The organism is Novosphingobium sp. NDB2Meth1 (assembly GCF_900117425.1).
Lineage (GTDB): Bacteria > Pseudomonadota > Alphaproteobacteria > Sphingomonadales > Sphingomonadaceae > Novosphingobium.
Window position 1 is genome coordinate 334,103 of sequence record NZ_FPEH01000015.1, and the last position, 15,681, is coordinate 349,783.

At 64.7% G+C, this 15,681-nt stretch carries 13 protein-coding genes; 9 read left to right on the plus strand and 4 right to left on the minus strand.

Going from position 1 to position 15,681, the window contains the following annotated elements; translation table 11 throughout:
• Positions 1–60: 60 nt before the first annotated feature.
• The 7 genes from NDB2M1_RS11070 to NDB2M1_RS11095 all read left to right on the plus strand — a co-directional run bounded on the left by NDB2M1_RS11070 (position 61) and on the right by NDB2M1_RS11095 (position 9,272).
• Positions 61–549 (plus strand): glutathione peroxidase, encoded by a 489-nt coding sequence (locus NDB2M1_RS11070; RefSeq protein ID WP_072382246.1) that lies wholly within the window; start codon positions 61–63, stop codon positions 547–549.
• Positions 550–568: 19 nt separating this feature from the next.
• Positions 569–979, plus strand: coding sequence for a hypothetical protein (locus NDB2M1_RS22040; RefSeq protein ID WP_143146724.1), 411 nt, complete (start codon positions 569–571; stop codon positions 977–979).
• Between the two features lie 162 nt (positions 980–1,141).
• On the plus strand, positions 1,142–4,732 hold the full coding sequence (gene dnaE, locus NDB2M1_RS11075; RefSeq protein WP_072382248.1) for a DNA polymerase III subunit alpha: 3,591 nt from the start codon (positions 1,142–1,144) through the stop codon (positions 4,730–4,732).
• A 23-nt stretch (positions 4,733–4,755) separates the two neighbouring features.
• Positions 4,756–6,360 (plus strand): long-chain fatty acid--CoA ligase, encoded by a 1,605-nt coding sequence (locus NDB2M1_RS11080; protein ID WP_072382250.1) that lies wholly within the window; start codon positions 4,756–4,758, stop codon positions 6,358–6,360.
• 3 nt (positions 6,361–6,363) lie between these two features.
• A complete protein-coding gene (locus tag NDB2M1_RS11085) occupies positions 6,364–6,789 on the plus strand; it encodes a DUF1330 domain-containing protein (protein WP_072382251.1) in 426 nt (141 codons plus the stop codon).
• Positions 6,790–6,865: 76 nt separating this feature from the next.
• Positions 6,866–7,504 (plus strand): LemA family protein, encoded by a 639-nt coding sequence (locus tag NDB2M1_RS11090; RefSeq protein ID WP_072382253.1) that lies wholly within the window; start codon positions 6,866–6,868, stop codon positions 7,502–7,504.
• A 4-nt stretch (positions 7,505–7,508) separates the two neighbouring features.
• On the plus strand, positions 7,509–9,272 hold the full coding sequence (locus NDB2M1_RS11095; RefSeq protein WP_072382255.1) for a M48 family metalloprotease: 1,764 nt from the start codon (positions 7,509–7,511) through the stop codon (positions 9,270–9,272).
• On the opposite strand, the gene NDB2M1_RS11100 is transcribed toward NDB2M1_RS11095, so the two are convergent.
• The 4 genes from NDB2M1_RS11100 to NDB2M1_RS11115 all read right to left on the minus strand — a co-directional run bounded on the left by NDB2M1_RS11100 (position 9,269) and on the right by NDB2M1_RS11115 (position 13,516).
• On the minus strand, positions 9,269–10,351 hold the full coding sequence (locus NDB2M1_RS11100) for a PA0069 family radical SAM protein (protein WP_072382256.1): 1,083 nt from the start codon (positions 10,349–10,351) through the stop codon (positions 9,269–9,271). The two genes, NDB2M1_RS11095 and NDB2M1_RS11100, sit on opposite strands and share 4 nt — an antisense overlap.
• A gap of 51 nt (positions 10,352–10,402) precedes the next feature.
• Positions 10,403–10,930: a molybdenum cofactor biosynthesis protein B gene (moaB, locus tag NDB2M1_RS11105; RefSeq protein ID WP_072382258.1), complete on the minus strand. Its 528-nt coding sequence runs from the start codon at positions 10,928–10,930 to the stop codon at positions 10,403–10,405.
• On the minus strand, positions 10,920–12,683 hold the full coding sequence (locus tag NDB2M1_RS11110; protein ID WP_072382260.1) for a lytic transglycosylase domain-containing protein: 1,764 nt from the start codon (positions 12,681–12,683) through the stop codon (positions 10,920–10,922). Before NDB2M1_RS11110 ends, moaB begins: the two co-directional genes overlap by 11 nt.
• A 74-nt stretch (positions 12,684–12,757) precedes the next feature.
• On the minus strand, positions 12,758–13,516 hold the full coding sequence (locus NDB2M1_RS11115; protein WP_253185853.1) for a uracil-DNA glycosylase family protein: 759 nt from the start codon (positions 13,514–13,516) through the stop codon (positions 12,758–12,760).
• 127 nt (positions 13,517–13,643) lie between these two features.
• On the opposite strand from NDB2M1_RS11115, the gene NDB2M1_RS11120 reads away from it, so the two are divergent.
• Positions 13,644–15,290: an electron transfer flavoprotein-ubiquinone oxidoreductase gene (locus NDB2M1_RS11120; protein ID WP_072382264.1), complete on the plus strand. Its 1,647-nt coding sequence runs from the start codon at positions 13,644–13,646 to the stop codon at positions 15,288–15,290.
• A gap of 57 nt (positions 15,291–15,347) precedes the next feature.
• On the plus strand, positions 15,348–15,677 hold the full coding sequence (locus tag NDB2M1_RS11125) for a hypothetical protein (protein WP_072382266.1): 330 nt from the start codon (positions 15,348–15,350) through the stop codon (positions 15,675–15,677).
• Positions 15,678–15,681: the final 4 nt, after the last annotated feature.

Below are 15,681 nucleotides of genomic sequence, written 5' to 3' on the forward strand. Positions count from 1 at the left end.
TTGATCCCCGCGCCCCGCCGTGCCAGCCTGCGGGCAAAGCACATCAGGGGAGCACGACGCATGACCAGCCCGCAGACCATTGCCGATTTCACCGTCAAGATGCCCGGTGGCAAGGACCTCAGCCTCGCCGACAAGGCAGGCAAGGTCCTCCTTGTCGTCAACACCGCCTCCAAGTGCGGCTTCACGCCGCAGTACGACGGGCTGGAGGCGCTATGGAAGAAGTATGGGGATCGCGGCTTCGAAGTGCTGGCCTTCCCCTGCAACCAGTTCGGCGGGCAGGAGCCGGGCACGGCGGACGAGATCGAGAGCTTCTGCAAGGTCAACTTCGGCGTGAGCTTTCCGCTCATGGCCAAGATCGAAGTCAACGGCGACGGCGCCGAGCCGCTCTACCAATGGCTCAAGGCCCAGGCGCCGGGCGTGCTCGGCACCAAGGGCATCAAGTGGAACTTCACCAAGTTCCTGATCGGGCGGGATGGCAAGGTCGTTCGCCGTTACGCGCCGACGGACAAGCCGGAGAAGCTAGCGGCGGACATCGAGGCTTTGCTTTAAGGGGGCGCGGAAAGGCTTTATGCCTGATGCAACAGATTGGCATTGGGGCTTGTCCAATTGCGGACCTTGTGAGCTGCTGCTCTGGCTTGAGCCGTGGGCGGACGAGGTCAAAGTCCCCAGCATGTCGACAGTAACGATGCGTATCCGGGCGTCCGATCCAGATAATCAGCTGGTCGAGATTGAGCATTCCGAAAATCATCTTGTTGTTTGGGGTGCAGGTGGCCAATCTATCGAAGTTTTTGTCGATAGAGTTTTGCAACGCACAGGATCAGCATTAATCGAGGTGCCAGAAGCTTTCGGCTTGTCGACGAAAGAGTTCTTGGGCATCGTTTTTGACAATCGACCAAGTGCTCGCCTTGCCGGATCACATGCGTCGGCCGCATCAAAGTCTCTGTGGCAAAGAATCAAGTCTCGGTTGAAGTTTTGGTGAGAGGCTCCTGATCCGTTCGTGTCGAGCGAAGTCGAGACACCAAGCGCGGTATGTGGTGTCTCGACTTCGCTCGACACGAACGGGGTATTAGGGGCTTATTCCCGGTTGATAATACCCGTCCGAACCCTCGCAGAATCACCCCCCAGGTCCTAGCTTGCCCAAATGCCCCACGCCCCCTTTGTCCCGCTTCGTGTCTTCTCCTCCTACACGATGCTCGACGGCGCGATCGATCCCAAGGCGATTGCCAAGACGGCGGCAGAGCGGGGCTTTCCGGCGGCGGCGATCACCGATCGCAACGGGCTTTATGGCAGCGTCGCCTTTGCCAAGGCCTGCCTCGATATGGGCGTCCAGCCGGTCATCGGCACCATGCTCGCGGTCGCCCGTCCGGCGCGGGAAGGCGCGGCCAACACCGGCTTCGGGGCCAGCGCGCCCACCATCGACTGGCTCGCGCTCTATGCGCAGGATGCGCGTGGTTATGACAGCCTCTGCCATCTCGTCAGCCAGGCGCACCTTGCCCGACCGCTGGAATTCGCGCCGCACGTGCCGCTGGCCGAACTTGCCGGGCACACCGACGGCCTGCTCTGCCTGACGGCGTCGGGGGAAGGGGCGCTCACCCGGCTGCTCGCTGATGGTCAGCAGACCGCTGCCGAGGCCTATCTCGCCGAGATCGAAGCGCTGTTTCCCGAGCGGCTCTATATCGAACTCGCCCGCCGCAACGATCCCGTGGAAATGGCCGCCGAGGAGGCGCTGATCGATCTCGCTTATGCGCGTGATCTCCCGCTCGTCGCCACCAACCCGGCCTGCTTTGCCGAGCGCGCGTTCTACGATGCGCACGATGCCATGCTCTGCATCGCCAGTTCCACCCACGTCGATTCCGCCGATCGCCCACGTTCCTCGAAGGAGTGGTGGATCAAGCCTGCGCCAATGATGGAAGAGATCTTCGCCGATCTCCCCGAGGCGCTCGCCAACACGCTCGTTATCGCGCAGCGCACCGCGTTCAAGCCGCCCAAGCGCAGCCCGATCCTCCCCAGCCTTGCCGGTGACAAGGAAGGCGAGGCGCGGATGATGGCCGAGGATTCGCGGCATGGCCTCGTCGCGCGGATGAAGCCCTACTACTCCGAAGCCGTGTGGGACGAACTCGTCGAAGCGCTCACCGCACCCTTCGACGAGATCGACGGCCGGCCCTTCACGCTGCTCAAGACCGAAGGGCACTGGGACGAGGTGCGCGCCTATCGCGAACGCCTCGAGTTCGAGATCGGCATCATCAACCGCATGGGCTTCGGCGGCTACTTCCTGATCGTGGCCGACTTCATCAAGTGGGCCAAGGAACAGGGCATTCCGGTGGGGCCAGGGCGCGGTTCGGGCGCGGGTTCGCTGGTCGCCTGGGCGCTCACCATCACCGATCTCGATCCGATCAAGCTGGGCCTCCTGTTCGAACGCTTCCTCAATCCCGAACGCGTCTCGATGCCCGACTTCGATATCGACTTCTGCGAAACCCGGCGAGGCGAGGTGATCCGCTACGTCCAGCGGAAGTATGGCGATGATCACGTCGCGCAGATCATCACCTTCGGCAAGCTCAAGGCCCGCGCCGTGCTGCGCGATACCGGCCGCATCCTGCAGATGAGCTACGGGCAGGTCGACCGCCTGTGCAAGATGGTGCCCAACCATCCGACCGATCCGTGGCCGCTGCCCCGCGCCTTGAACGGCATTGCCGACCTCAAGCGCGAATACGACCGCGACCCCGAAGTGCGCCGCCTGATCGACCTTGCGATGCAGCTCGAAGGCCTGCCGCGCAACAGCTCGACCCACGCGGCGGGCGTGGTGATCGGTGACCGTCCGCTGGCGCAGCTCGTCCCGCTTTATCGCGATCCGCGTTCGGACATGCCGGTCACGCAGTTCGACATGAAGTTCGTCGAGGAAGCGGGCCTCGTGAAGTTCGACTTCCTCGGCCTCAAGACGCTGTCCGTGCTGCGCAAGGCCGTCGACCTCATGGCCAAGCGCGGGATCGAGATCAATCTCGACCGCCTCGCCTGGGATGATGCGCAGGTCTACAAGCTGCTCCAGTCGGGCGATACCGTCGGCGTGTTCCAGCTGGAATCGGAGGGCATGCGGCGCACGCTGGCGGCGGTTAAGCCGACCAACTTCGGCGACATCATCGCGCTCGTCTCGCTCTATCGCCCCGGCCCGATGGACAACATCCCGCTGTTCGGCCGCCGCAAGAATGGCCTCGAAGAGATCGAGTACCCGCACGAGAAACTCTCGGGCATCCTGGCCGAGACCTACGGGATCTTCGTCTATCAAGAACAGGTCATGCAGGCCGCGCAGATCCTTGCGGGCTACTCGCTCGGCGATGCAGACTTGCTGCGCCGCGCGATGGGCAAGAAAGTCCAGGCCGAAATGGATGCGCAGCGCCAGCGCTTCGTCGATGGCTGCAAGGAAGTCTCCGGCATCGACGCCAAGAAGGCCAACGAGCTGTTCGACTTGATCGACAAGTTCGCAGGCTACGGCTTCAACAAGTCCCACGCCGCCGCCTATGCGCTGCTGGCCTACCAGACCGCGTGGCTCAAGACGCACTACCCGCACGAGTTCTACGCCGCCTCGATGTGCTTCGACATGCACCAGTCGGAAAAGCTGGCCGTGTTCGTCGACGACATGCGCCGCTCCGGCATCGCGCTGCATGGGCCGGACATCAACCGTTCCGAGGCCGAGTTCACCGTGGAGCGCACCGAGGACGGCTATGCCGTACGCTATGCGCTCGCAGGGCTTCGCAATGTCGGCGAGAAGGCGATGGATGCCATTGTCGCCGAGCGTGAGGCGAACGGCCCTTACACCAGCCTCGACGACCTGTTCCGCCGCTTGCCCGCAGGCGCGATGAACCGGCGCGGACTGGAGGCGCTCGCGGCGGGCGGTGCATTCGACAGCCTTGAGCCCAACCGCGCGCAGATCACCGCCAATGCGGAATTGCTGATGGCGGTCGCGGACGAAGCCGTTCGCTCGCGCACGTCCGGGCAAGGCGGCCTGTTCGGCGGTGACGACCATGCCGCGCCTGCGACGCGTCTTGCCGAAACCGCGCCGTGGTCGCGCGCAGACCAGATGGCAGCTGAACGCGATACCTTCGGCTTCTATTTCGCCGCGCACCCCGTCACCGAATATCGCGCCGTCGCCTCGGCCAATGGCGCGCGGACTTATGCCAGTCTGATGAGCGGGGAAGGCGATGCGGCGGGCCGCAGCGGCGCAGTCATGGCGGCGCTCGTCGAGAACGTGAACCGCCGCAAGACCAAGAAAGGCAATGACTTCATCGCCGCCGATTTCTCGGACAGCAGCGGTCAGTTCTCGGCTTCCTGCTTCGAGGAGAGCCTGGTCGAACCGTTCCAGCAATGGGCACGCGAAGGCACCTGCGTGCTGCTCAATGTCGAGCTTGACCGCCCGAACCCCGACGAGCCGCCACGCATCACTGTGCGCGGGGCGCGGCCCTTGGCGTCGGTCAGCAGCGCGGCGCGCATGCTGCTCAAGCTCGATGTCACGAAGCCCGAGGCGATGTCGGAACTCGCGCTCCTCCTGCCGCGCGCGCAGGGCGCTCGGGGCGAAGTGATTGCCCGCCTTCGCACGGGGACTGGCAGCGAACCGGTCATGCGGCTCGGCAATGATTTCTCACTTGATTCCGATGTAATCGAGCGATTGATTCCGGTGGAAGGGCTTGCCAATGTGGCCCTTACCGCGCGGGCCGACCGGCACTTGCGGCTCGTCGAATAGAACAACGAACAGGGGAGTAGGGGATGCATCTGGGCGCCATGCAGGATTGGTCCCTGCGCGTGACGCGTTTTATCGATCATGCCGCGCGGGAGCATGGCAGCCGCGAGATCGTCTCGCGCTGGGCTGACGGCAGCGAGACGCGCACCACCTGGGCCGGCATCCGCCACGATGCCATGCGCATGGCGCAGAAGCTGGCGAAGCTGGGCATCAAGCCGGGCGACCGCGTGGCAACGCTTGCCATGAACCACCACCGCCACCTCGTCACCTGGTACGGCGCGGTCGGCGTCGGCGGCGTGCTCCACACGATCAACCCGCGCCTGTTCGATGATCAGCTCGATTACATCGCCAACCATGCCGAAGACCGCGTCCTGCTCTTCGATGCCGCCTTTGCGCCGCTGGTTGAGCGGATGAAGCCGCGCTGGAAGACGATCGAGCACTACATCTGCTTCGACAGCAGCGGCCCTGCCGAACACTTCGAAGACTGGATCGCCACCGAAGACGGGCAGGGCGAATGGGCCGATGGCGACGAGCGCGATCCGTGCATGCTGTGCTACACCAGCGGCACCACCGGCAATCCCAAGGGTGTGCTCTACGAACACCGCTCGACGGTTCTGCACGCGATGACGGCGCTGACCCCGCAGGTCTTCGGCATGGACTGCCGCAGCGTGGCCCTGCCCATCGTGCCGATGTTCCACGCCGCGAGCTGGGGCCTGCCCTGGGCGGGCGCAGCGGCAGGCGCGAAGTTCGTCTACAGCGCGGTGAACGAGGCGTCGGTCCTGTGCGAACTGATGGAGCGCGAGAAGGTGACGACCTCGGCGGGCGTCCCCACCGTCTGGCTCAGCCTGCTGCAATACATTGACGCGCACGGGAAGGACATTCCGGCGCACCTCCACACCGTCGTCTGCGGCGGCTCGGCCATGCCGCGCGCGATGATCGAACGGTTCATGAAGAAGGGCCTGCGCGTCGCCCACGCCTGGGGTATGACCGAGACTTCGCCCATCGGCACGACTGGTACCGAGACCTCAGACTGGGATGAGCTCTCGTTCGACGAGCAGGTCACGATCAAGGCGATGCAGGGCCGCGTGCCCTTCGGCGTGGAGCTGCGCTGTGTCGATCTTGACGATCCCACCAAGGTGCTCCCGCGCGACGGCAAGACCTCCGGCGCGCTGCAGGTGCGCGGGCCGTGGGTGGTCGGGCGCTACTTCAAGGCGGAAAGCCTGGCGACGGATGCCGAAAACTGGTTCGATACCGGCGACGTGGCATTGCTTCATCCCGACGGCACGCTGCAACTGACCGACCGCACCAAGGATGTCATCAAGTCTGGCGGCGAGTGGATCAGCTCGGTCGAGCTGGAAAACGCGGCCATCGGCTACCCGGGCGTGGCCGAGGCCGCCGCCATCGGTGTCCATCATCCCCGCTGGGACGAGCGCCCCCTGCTCATAGTGGTCAAGAAGCCGAACGCCGATGTCTGCCCCGATGGCCTGCGGGAGTATCTTGGCACCCACGTCGCCAAGTGGTGGCTGCCCGATGCCGTCGTCTTCGTGGACGAGATCCCGCACACCGGCACCGGCAAGATCAGCAAGAAGGACCTGCGCGATCAGTTCCGCGATTGGAAGTGGAGCGCCTGAACGATGGACGAAGCCTATATCGATCCGAGCCGCGAGAACTTCGACAAGTTCAAGGCCCTGCCGCGCGACACGCCTATCCACATGCTCAATCTCGTCCGCTTCAAGGACATGGCCACTTATCCCGAAGGCCATGAGCTCGCGGACAAGGGGCTGACCGGGGCTGACGCCTACCGCGAGTACATGCGCACGATTCAGCCGGTTCTGGAGCGCGCGGGCGGGCACATCGTGTGGGCAGGCGAGTTCGAGGCGATGGTCACTGGCCCTGCCGAATGGGAATGGGACGAGACTTTCGTCATGGCCTATCCCGATGCCGCATCGTTCATGGGTATGGTCAAGGATCCGGACTATGCGCCGGTTGTCGTCCATCGGCAGGCGGCAGTTGCAACTTCGCGCCTCGTGCGATTTGCACCGAAACGGTCTATTTCGTGACTATGCCGGTTAGCGGGTTCTAAACCAGCCCAAGCGTACTTTTCATGGGTCAGTGCAGTAGCGATGGATTGGACCCATGCCGAATTCGCAGCCCGAGACTTTCTGGCAAGCTATTGATCTGTGGGAGCGGGCGGTCGCAGCCGCCAATACTCTGCTGGATCTGTGGTGGCTATGGCTCGTGCTCGGCTTTGTGCTGTGGCTGGCTTTGCGTATCCGCGCGCAGCATGCGCTGATCGCGCAGCTTGATGAGCGCGCCGATGCGGCCTTCGGCGATGTCGATGCGCTGCTGCTCGAACGCAAGACGCTCATCGGCAATCTCGTCGAGGTTGTCCGCGCCTATGCCGCCAAGGAACACGAAGTGATCCGCGATGTCCTATCCGCGCGGGTCGAGGCGATTTCGGACCTCGGCGAAGGGGCGATGATTGGCCAGCAGAACGCGGCCTTCCTGCAAAACCTCGTCTCGCTCGGCGAAAACTTCCCCGAACTTGAATCAGGCAGCCACTTTGCTGCGCTGCGCACCGATCTGGTCCGCATCGAAGACCGCATCACCGCCGCCCGCAAGTTCTACAACCTCGCGGTCGAAGAGCTCAATTCGGTCGCCCGCGCGTTTCCTGGCAACCTGATCGCGTCGTTCAGCCGCCTGCCGCTCCGCGAGAAGTTCTCGCTCGGCGAACGGCGCGGCGCCTACGAAGAGACCGCGCAGATCGCGTTCTGAGCCGATGAAACAGAGTTCCCCGCCGCTGGGCTATGTCACGCACGCGGCGGAGAACCGGCGCCGCCTCACGCGGTACATCGCCGCATATATTGCCGCGTTTCAGCTGATCGGAGCCTTCGTGCTCACCGTTCCGCTGCTGATGTTCGATCCGCTGCACACGATCCTGTCCAATCCGGGCGGGTATGCGCTGCGCTATGCCTTGCCGCTCGCCCTGCTGAGCGCCCTGATCTTCTGGTCCATATACCGCGGCCATGCCGACTCGGTCCGCGCAAGTGTCGACATCCGCGATGTCACCCGCGCCGACGAGCCGCGCTTCGTCGCCATTGCCGAGGAGCAATGCACCGCGCTCGGCGTGCGCTTTCCGCGCTTCGGGTTGATCGAAGTCGATGCGCTCAACGCGCTTACGGTGGGTGAAGGTCCGACGCGCGGCCTCATCGCAGTTACGCGCGGACTGTTAGACCGGCTCGATGATGACGAGCTTGCGGCGGTTCTGGCGCATGAAGCCTCGCATATCCGCAATGGCGATACGCGCGTGCTCTCGGCCAACCATGCTTTGATGCGCACCGCGGTCATGCTGCAGGTCAACAATCCGCTGCGGATCGAAGACCTTCGGCAAATGCTCATTCCGCTATTGATGCCGCCGTTCCTCATCATCCTGCTCGCGGGCAATGCGGCGACCATGCTGGCAATGCGGCTGGCCTTCGGCGCGCGTCGCGAAGTCAAGCTCAGCCGTGATCATATTGCTGACGGTGAGGCCGTCCGCGTGACGCATTTCCCCGAGGCCCTCGTCAGCGCGCTGCAAAAAATCCGCGGGCAGGGCCGGTTCGATGGCAGCCGCCGGATCGAGGCATTGCTGTTCGATGGACCTTCGGACCATGAAGGCGGCACGCACCCGCCGATCGCGGACCGTATCGCCGCGATTACCGCGCTGGGCGGCGACATGATGGCGCCGGGCCGCCTGCGCAAGGATACGCGCACGCCGGCTTCCTTTCGCCCGCGCTTCGGCGTTCGGCCCAAGCAGGCCCGCGAGCAGGAGTACCCGTGCGACGAGGAGGGCCGCCCGCTGGAGGAGCCACCCACGCCGACATGGGCGCTGCAGATGTTGCGCTTCACCGATCCGCCCGCATTCCGACGGTGGAACGAGGCCTGCATCGCGTGGCTCGAATGGCGCGCGTCCGACGAGCGCAATGCGCTGGGGCTGACGCCGAAGATGCTGATACCGGTGGTCGCGGTGACGGCCTTCCTGCTGGTGTTCCACTGGCCGGCGGACAATGATCCGGTGAAGTTTGCCAACACCTTCAATCCGGCTTTGATTGCCGGCGAATTCGGCAGGACCCAGACATCAGGCACGTTCTGCCACGGCTCATCCTCTCCGGATGGCAAATGCAACGCCCCAGTCAGCCAAGGCCCATACATATCAGCGCGGCCGCGCGTCCCTCACCACAATCCCTGGTCAAACACCACGCCCGAGGAAGAAAAGGCCGAAGCCGCCGCCGCACGCCGCGCGTCGGGCGCTGGTCCGAAGACCGCCCTGATGTTGCCGCTCCTGCTTCTCGGCGTGATCATCGTGGCTACTCTGGCGCCCGAACAGCTCAAGCGGTTCCTGGGCATCGTCGACGCAAAACCCCAGCGGACCACACGGGCCGAGGACGAGCCGGTTGCGCCGCTTGTCAGCGTCAGCCAATTCGAGCGGCGGGCGTTGCCACCTTCCGCCGCGCCGCCGTTCCAGCGTCCGCCCGGCGGCGGCTTTGGTCGCAAAGGCCTTTAAAGCAGCGCCAATTGGCCATCTCGACTGGGCGGGCGGAACTGGCTGCAATCGAGCACCGGCTTGGCCTGCGGGATGCCGGCGCGCTTCATGCCAAGCCGGAAGCGGTTCCGCACCAGATCGGCCCAGACGCCGCTGGGCTTCATCCGGCTGAAGAAGCGCGCATCGTTGTCTTTTCCGCCGCGCACTGATTGCACGATAGCCATCACCTTGGCGGCGCGGTCCGCGAAATGGACATCCAGCCATTCCCGAAACAGCGGCGCGACTTCGTGCGGCAGGCGCAGCATGATCCAACTGGCGGACTGCACCCCGCGCGCGCCCGCCTCGGCAAGGATCGCCTCGATAAAGCTGTCCGTGATCGCGGGAATGATCGGCGAGACCGAGACATTGGCATGCACGCCCGCCTTGGCCAGCGCCTCCAAAGCCGCGAGCCGCTTGGCAGGCGCCGAGGCACGCGGTTCGAGTTTGCCCGAGAGCCGGGGATCGAGGCTCGTCACCGAGATCGAAACGGCAGTGAGGTTCCGCCTTGCCAGTTCTGCTAGAAGATCGAGATCATCCAGCACCCGCGCCGACTTGGTCGTGATCGTCACCGGATGCCCGACCTCCAGGCACAGCTCCAGCACCGCACGGGTGATCCGGTAGCGCGCCTCGATCGGCTGATAGGGATCGGTATTGGTGCCCAGGGCAAGCGGGGCAGGGCTGTACCCTCGCGCCGCAAAGGCCTTGCGCAGCAGCGCGGGCGCGGAAGGCTTGGCAAACAGCTTTGTCTCGAAATCGAGCCCCGGGGAAAGATCGTGCCAGGCATGGGTCGGCCGCGCATAGCAATAGACGCAGCCGTGCTCGCACCCCCGATAGGGATTGAGCGAGCGGTCGAACGGGATGTCCGGCGAGGCGTTGTAAGCAATCGCCGTCTTGGGGAACTCTTCAGTGACGGTGGTGCGCAGCTTGGGGCCGGGACCGTCGATGGTTTCCACCCCGTCAAGCCAGTCGCCATCAGCCTCGCGCGTGTTCAGCCCGAAGCGCGTGGGCACCTGCGCCGATTGCGCGCCGCGGCCGCGAATGATGGAATCGGACGTTCCCATGTATAGGAACATAATAAGAACGCGTAGTGAGCACCAGCCCGTTCGCCTGACTTATTTCTCCAGCAGGCGCGGCATCAGCTCGACGAAGTTGCAAGGCCGGTTGCGGCTGTCGAGCTGCTCGGCGAGGATGCCGTCCCAGCCATCCTTCACCGCGCCGTTCGAGCCGGGCAGGGCAAAGATGTAAGTCCCGCGCGCCACCACCGCGCAGGCGCGCGACTGGATCGTGCTCGTGCCGATGGTCTTGAAGCTCAGCCAGCGGAACAGCTCGCCAAAGCCCGGAATGTCGCGCGTCTTCACCCGGTCGAGCGCTTCCGGCGTGACGTCGCGACCGGTCAGCCCTGTGCCGCCGGTGATCACCACGGCATCGACATTGCGATCGTCGATCCAGTTGTTGAGCCGGCTCGCGATGCGCCCGGCATCGTCCTTCTCGATCGCGCGCGCGACGAGGTGATGCCCGGCACCCTTGATTCGATCCGCCAGAATATCGCCCGAGGTATCATCCTCCGGCCCGCGCGTGTCCGAAACAGTCAGCAGCGCGATATTGATCGGCTTGAACATGCGCGAGGTGTCAATTGCCACGTGAGGCCATCCTTACGCTTTCCGCGCCGGTCAGGCCCGGGAACTTGGGCCACATCCCCTGCGCGAGGCCAATGCGGCTTTCCGAAGGGCCGCCGGCTTGGCGTTCATACATCCAGTAATTGCGCATCACGATCGAGACGTAGCCGCGCGTTTCCCAATAGGGGATCGATTCCATCCACAGCAGCGGATCGCCGTTGTCGCGGATTTCGGTGTTCCAGCGCCCGATCGGCATGGGACCCGCATTGTAAGCGGCGATGACCTTCGGCAGCAGCCCACCCGTCACACCGGAATCGCGCAGGCGGACGAGGTAACCCTGTCCGAAGGCCATGTTCACGTCGGGCAGATCGAGCTGGGTCTCGCGGCCTGCCATAGCCGGTTCGTCGCGAACAAGACCGCGTGCGGTGCCGGGCAACACCTGCATCAAACCGCGTGCGCCTGCCGGGCTGACCACCGCCGTGCGGAAGTTCGATTCCTGCAGCGAATGCGCGAAAAGCAGCGCAGGGTCGACTTTCCAGCCCGTCGCCGGGACCCAGCGCGGTGCGGGGAAGCGCGCGGCGGCATCGGCCTTGGCGCCGGAGGGCGCATTGTAGGCCATCCACAACTGCGTCGCAGGCAGGCCGAGATCGCGGGCGAGCCGCGACAGCGGCGCATAGAGCGAAGGATCGCCGATCCGTGCCTGGTGGCGCAGCAGTTCGTCGGCAAGGCCGTCCTCGCCGATTTCCGCGAGTTCCACGGCAAGGCGCACATTACTCACCTGCCGCAGCTGCTGCCAGTCGTCGGAGGTGAAGTCCGGCGCCGAGGCGACCGTCGTTTCCTTGAGGCCCAGCGCTTCGCTGGCGATCATGCCGTAAAGGGTATCGCGCAGCCGCGCCGCATTGCGCAGGGCATTGGCGACCTTCTCCGGTGCGCGGCAGCGCATCCACGCGCGGCCGGCCCAGTAGTTGGCGGCGGCGGTCAGCTCGTCGTTCTGTGCCGCACTGGCGGCCTGCTCGAAGCTGCTGGCAGCATTGGTGCAGTCGTTGAGGCGCCACGCCGCAAGGCCCGCCGTCCACAATGCTTCGGCCACCCACGGCCCGCTCGCGCCCTGCAGCGCGCCGAGCGAGACATTGCGCGCGTTGGCGTCGTCGTTCTCGATGTAGAAGGCCCAGCCCACGCGCTGATGCCATTCGGCCCGCGCCTCCACCGAGAGACTGGACTCGATCCCGTCGAGCAGCACCCGCGCGCCGAGCGGATCGTCGTTCTTGATGCGGTCCTGGATGGCGAGCGCCACGCTGTCGGGCATCGTGCCATCGGCCACCGGACGCGGCTTGATGCGCTTGGGCAGCCCGGGCAGCGTCATCATCGGCTGCGCGCTGGGGAGGGCGGGCAGCTCGGTCGCACCGCGCTTTAGCGCAAGGCGGCTCAGCTGTTCGGCCCAGGGCAGCTCAGGAGCGGTTGACAGCACCTGCGTCAGCGGCGCCAGTTCGGCCTTCGGGGACGTCGCGGCGAGGTAGTATTGCGCCTTTGCGACGGCATGAAGCGGCCCATCAGCGCGCTGGGCGAGCAGCGACTGCACCGTGGTCCAGTCCTGCCGCTCGATCGCGCCGAACATCTGCTTGTAATAGGCGCGGTCTTCCTGGCTCAGCAGCGATGGGACCGCAGTCCGGTCAGTCCGTGCACGGAAATACTCGGCAGCAGCGCTGTTGGCGGAGGCAGGCGCAGCAGCGCCGACGGCGAGCACGGCAGCAACGGCAAGCAAGGCGGTGCGGTGCATGTTCACGAAAGATTGGCCCCGCACGAACGTTCCACTTCGGATCTCTTCCCGTTCACATCTGCCAGTCGCTGCGGTCATGCCGGGTTGGCCTTCCCGGCCGTCCCGTCCAACCAGCGCTGCCAGACCCCCGATTTCCAGCCCGGTTTGGCCAGCAGGGTTTCGAGGTCATATTCAAAACCTGCCGGAACACTGCCACTCTCATGGTTAAGCGCGCGTAAATGATGAGCATTTTGCGCTGAGTCGTGCCCGAGAAGCGCCAGAATGTCGCCCCGGCCAAACACCAGGATCCGCTCCGGCGCAGCAAGCGCAATGTGGCGTTTAAGCACGTCGCCGAGGCCCGCAGCACCCAGGCCTGCCCAATCGGGCATGGCGATTCGGGCCGGGAGCGCCGAAGCGCGGTAGACCGAGGCCGGATCGAGCCCCATCGCGGCGAGCATGGCATCGACTAGCTTGCCGCTGCGCCCCGACAGCAGTGTCTCGCCGTCGTCCTCTGTCGGCATTGGCACCAGCACCATCAGCTTCGCGTGCTGCGGCCCCATCGGCGCCAACCGACGCGCGCCTTTGGGTGCGAGTGTCGGTTCGGACAGCCACCAAGCGGCAAAACTGCCGAAATCTCCGGGCCATGCACTGCGATCTTCGGCAACTGGTGGAGCAGCGGCGGGCTGCGCGGACACCCGCGGCGCGCGCTTTTCGACCGGCGGAAGCGCGGGAGCGGCCTTGGCCGGGCGGGCCGGAGCAAGGCCTGCCAGCCAGTCCTGCGGCGCGTCGACGAAAGCCATGTCGACACCGGCTTCGGCCCACCAGCCAAGCGCTGCTTCGAGGGCTTCCCCCAAGGACCTGTCATTAGTGTCTGGCAATCCCATCGCCTTGTGGTCTTGACCTTGCTTGCGCCAGCTTTCAAGGCAAGGACATGAGCTTTCGGGGCACAGCGTGCCCGATATGGGGTCGGAGCGAGAGAAAATGAGCGAACGGGAATCGATGCCTTATGATGTCGTGATTGTCGGTGGCGGGCCTGCGGGTCTGGCTGCGGCGATCCGCCTCAAGCAGGTCAATTCCGATATATCGGTCTGTATCCTCGAAAAAGGCTCGGAAATCGGGGCGCACATCCTGTCGGGCGCGGTGGTCGATCCCAAGGCGCTCGACGAATTGCTGCCCGAATGGCGCGAACAGGGCTGCCCGATGGCGGAAACGCCGGTGACGGACAACTGGCACTGGGTTCTGACCCGCAGTGGCAAGACCGCGCTGCCGCACTGGCCGATGCCTCCGTTCATGTCGAACCACGGCAACTACACCGGCAGCCTCGGCAACCTCTGCCGCTGGCTGGCCGAGCAGGCGACCGAGCTCGGCGTCGAGATCTTTCCCGGTTTCCCCGCCGCCGAGATCCTCTATGACGACATGGGCGCAGTGCGCGGTGTCGCGACCGGCGACATGGGCATTGCCAAGGACGGCAGCAAGAAGCCCGATTACCAGCCGGGCATGGAACTCCTTGCAAAATATACCCTGTTTGCAGAGGGTGCGCGCGGACACCTCACAAAGCAGCTGAAGGCCAAGTACGACCTCGAGCGCGATTGCCAGCCGCAGGTCTACGGTATCGGCATCAAGGAACTGTGGGATATCGATCCCGACAAGCATGTTCCCGGCCGCGTGATCCACACGCAGGGTTGGCCGCTGTCGGAAAGCAATTCGTGGGGCGGCGGCTTCCTCTACCACCAGGCCAACAACCAGGTCGCGCTTGGTTTCGTGACCGCGCTTGATTACGCGAATCCCTATGTCTATCCTTACGAGGAATTCCAGCGCTGGAAGCAGCATCCCGCGATCCGCGAGATCCTCGAAGGCGGCCGCCGCGTCTCCTACGGTGCGCGCGCGATCAACGAAGGTGGCTGGCAGTCCGTGCCGCGCCTCGCCTTCCCGGGCGGCGCGCTGATCGGGTGCTCGGCCGGTTTCGTCAACGTGCCGCGCATCAAGGGCAGCCACACCGCGATGAAGAGCGGCATGCTCGCCGCCGAAGCCATTGCTGCCGCGATGGCGAATGGCCGCGAGCAGGATGAGCTGGGCGAATATGACAGCGCCGTCCGCGAAAGCTGGATCGCCAAGGAACTGAAGCTCGTCCAGAACGCGCAGCCGCTCGTCGCCAAGTTCGGCGGCTCGCTCGGTACCGTGCTGGCGGGCGCGGACATGTGGGCGCGCGTGCTGAAGATCAATCCGCTGAAGGGCATGAAGCACCACAAGGACAGCGAGCACACAATGCGCGCCGACCTGTTCAAGCCGATCGAATATCCCAAGCCCGACGGCGTGATCAGCTTCGATCGCCTGACCTCGGTTTCGTTCTCCTACACCAACCACGAGGAGGACCAGCCGTGCCACCTCGTGCTCAAGGACCCGACTGTCCCGACGCGGATCAACCTGCCGCTTTATGCCGGTCCCGAAGCACGCTTCTGCCCGGCGGGCGTCTATGAGTTCCTCACCGGCGAGGACGGCAACCCGCGCCTCCAGATCAACGCCCAGAACTGCGTCCACTGCAAGACCTGCGACATCAAGGACACGACGCAGAACATCGAATGGGTCACGCCCGAAGGCGGCGGCGGCCCGAACTATCCGAACATGTGACGCATTCTTTGAGCGTAGAGGGCTAACCGAATGCCAAGGTTCGCAGCAGTGTTGTCGATGTTGGTTGCCGCTGCTGCCTCGCAGCCGGTCCTTGCGCAGTCGAGCAACATCCCGGGCGTGACAGAGGCCGCGCCCGGTGTGCAGCGCATCGACGGCGCCAAAGTCCCTTCGACCCGGCTGAGCGTGTCGGCCCTCAAGGCGGCTATCGAAGGCGACCGGTCGTATTCCAAGATCAAGCGGCTGTTCACTGTCGCCGGAATTGCCTCGCCTGGACCGGCGGGGACGACGACCTACATGTTCAAGGTGCACGACACGGACACGGACAAGGACATCGTGGCGATCCTGTTCGTCAAAGGCGGCAGCATCCTGAACTATATGATCAGCTGACTCT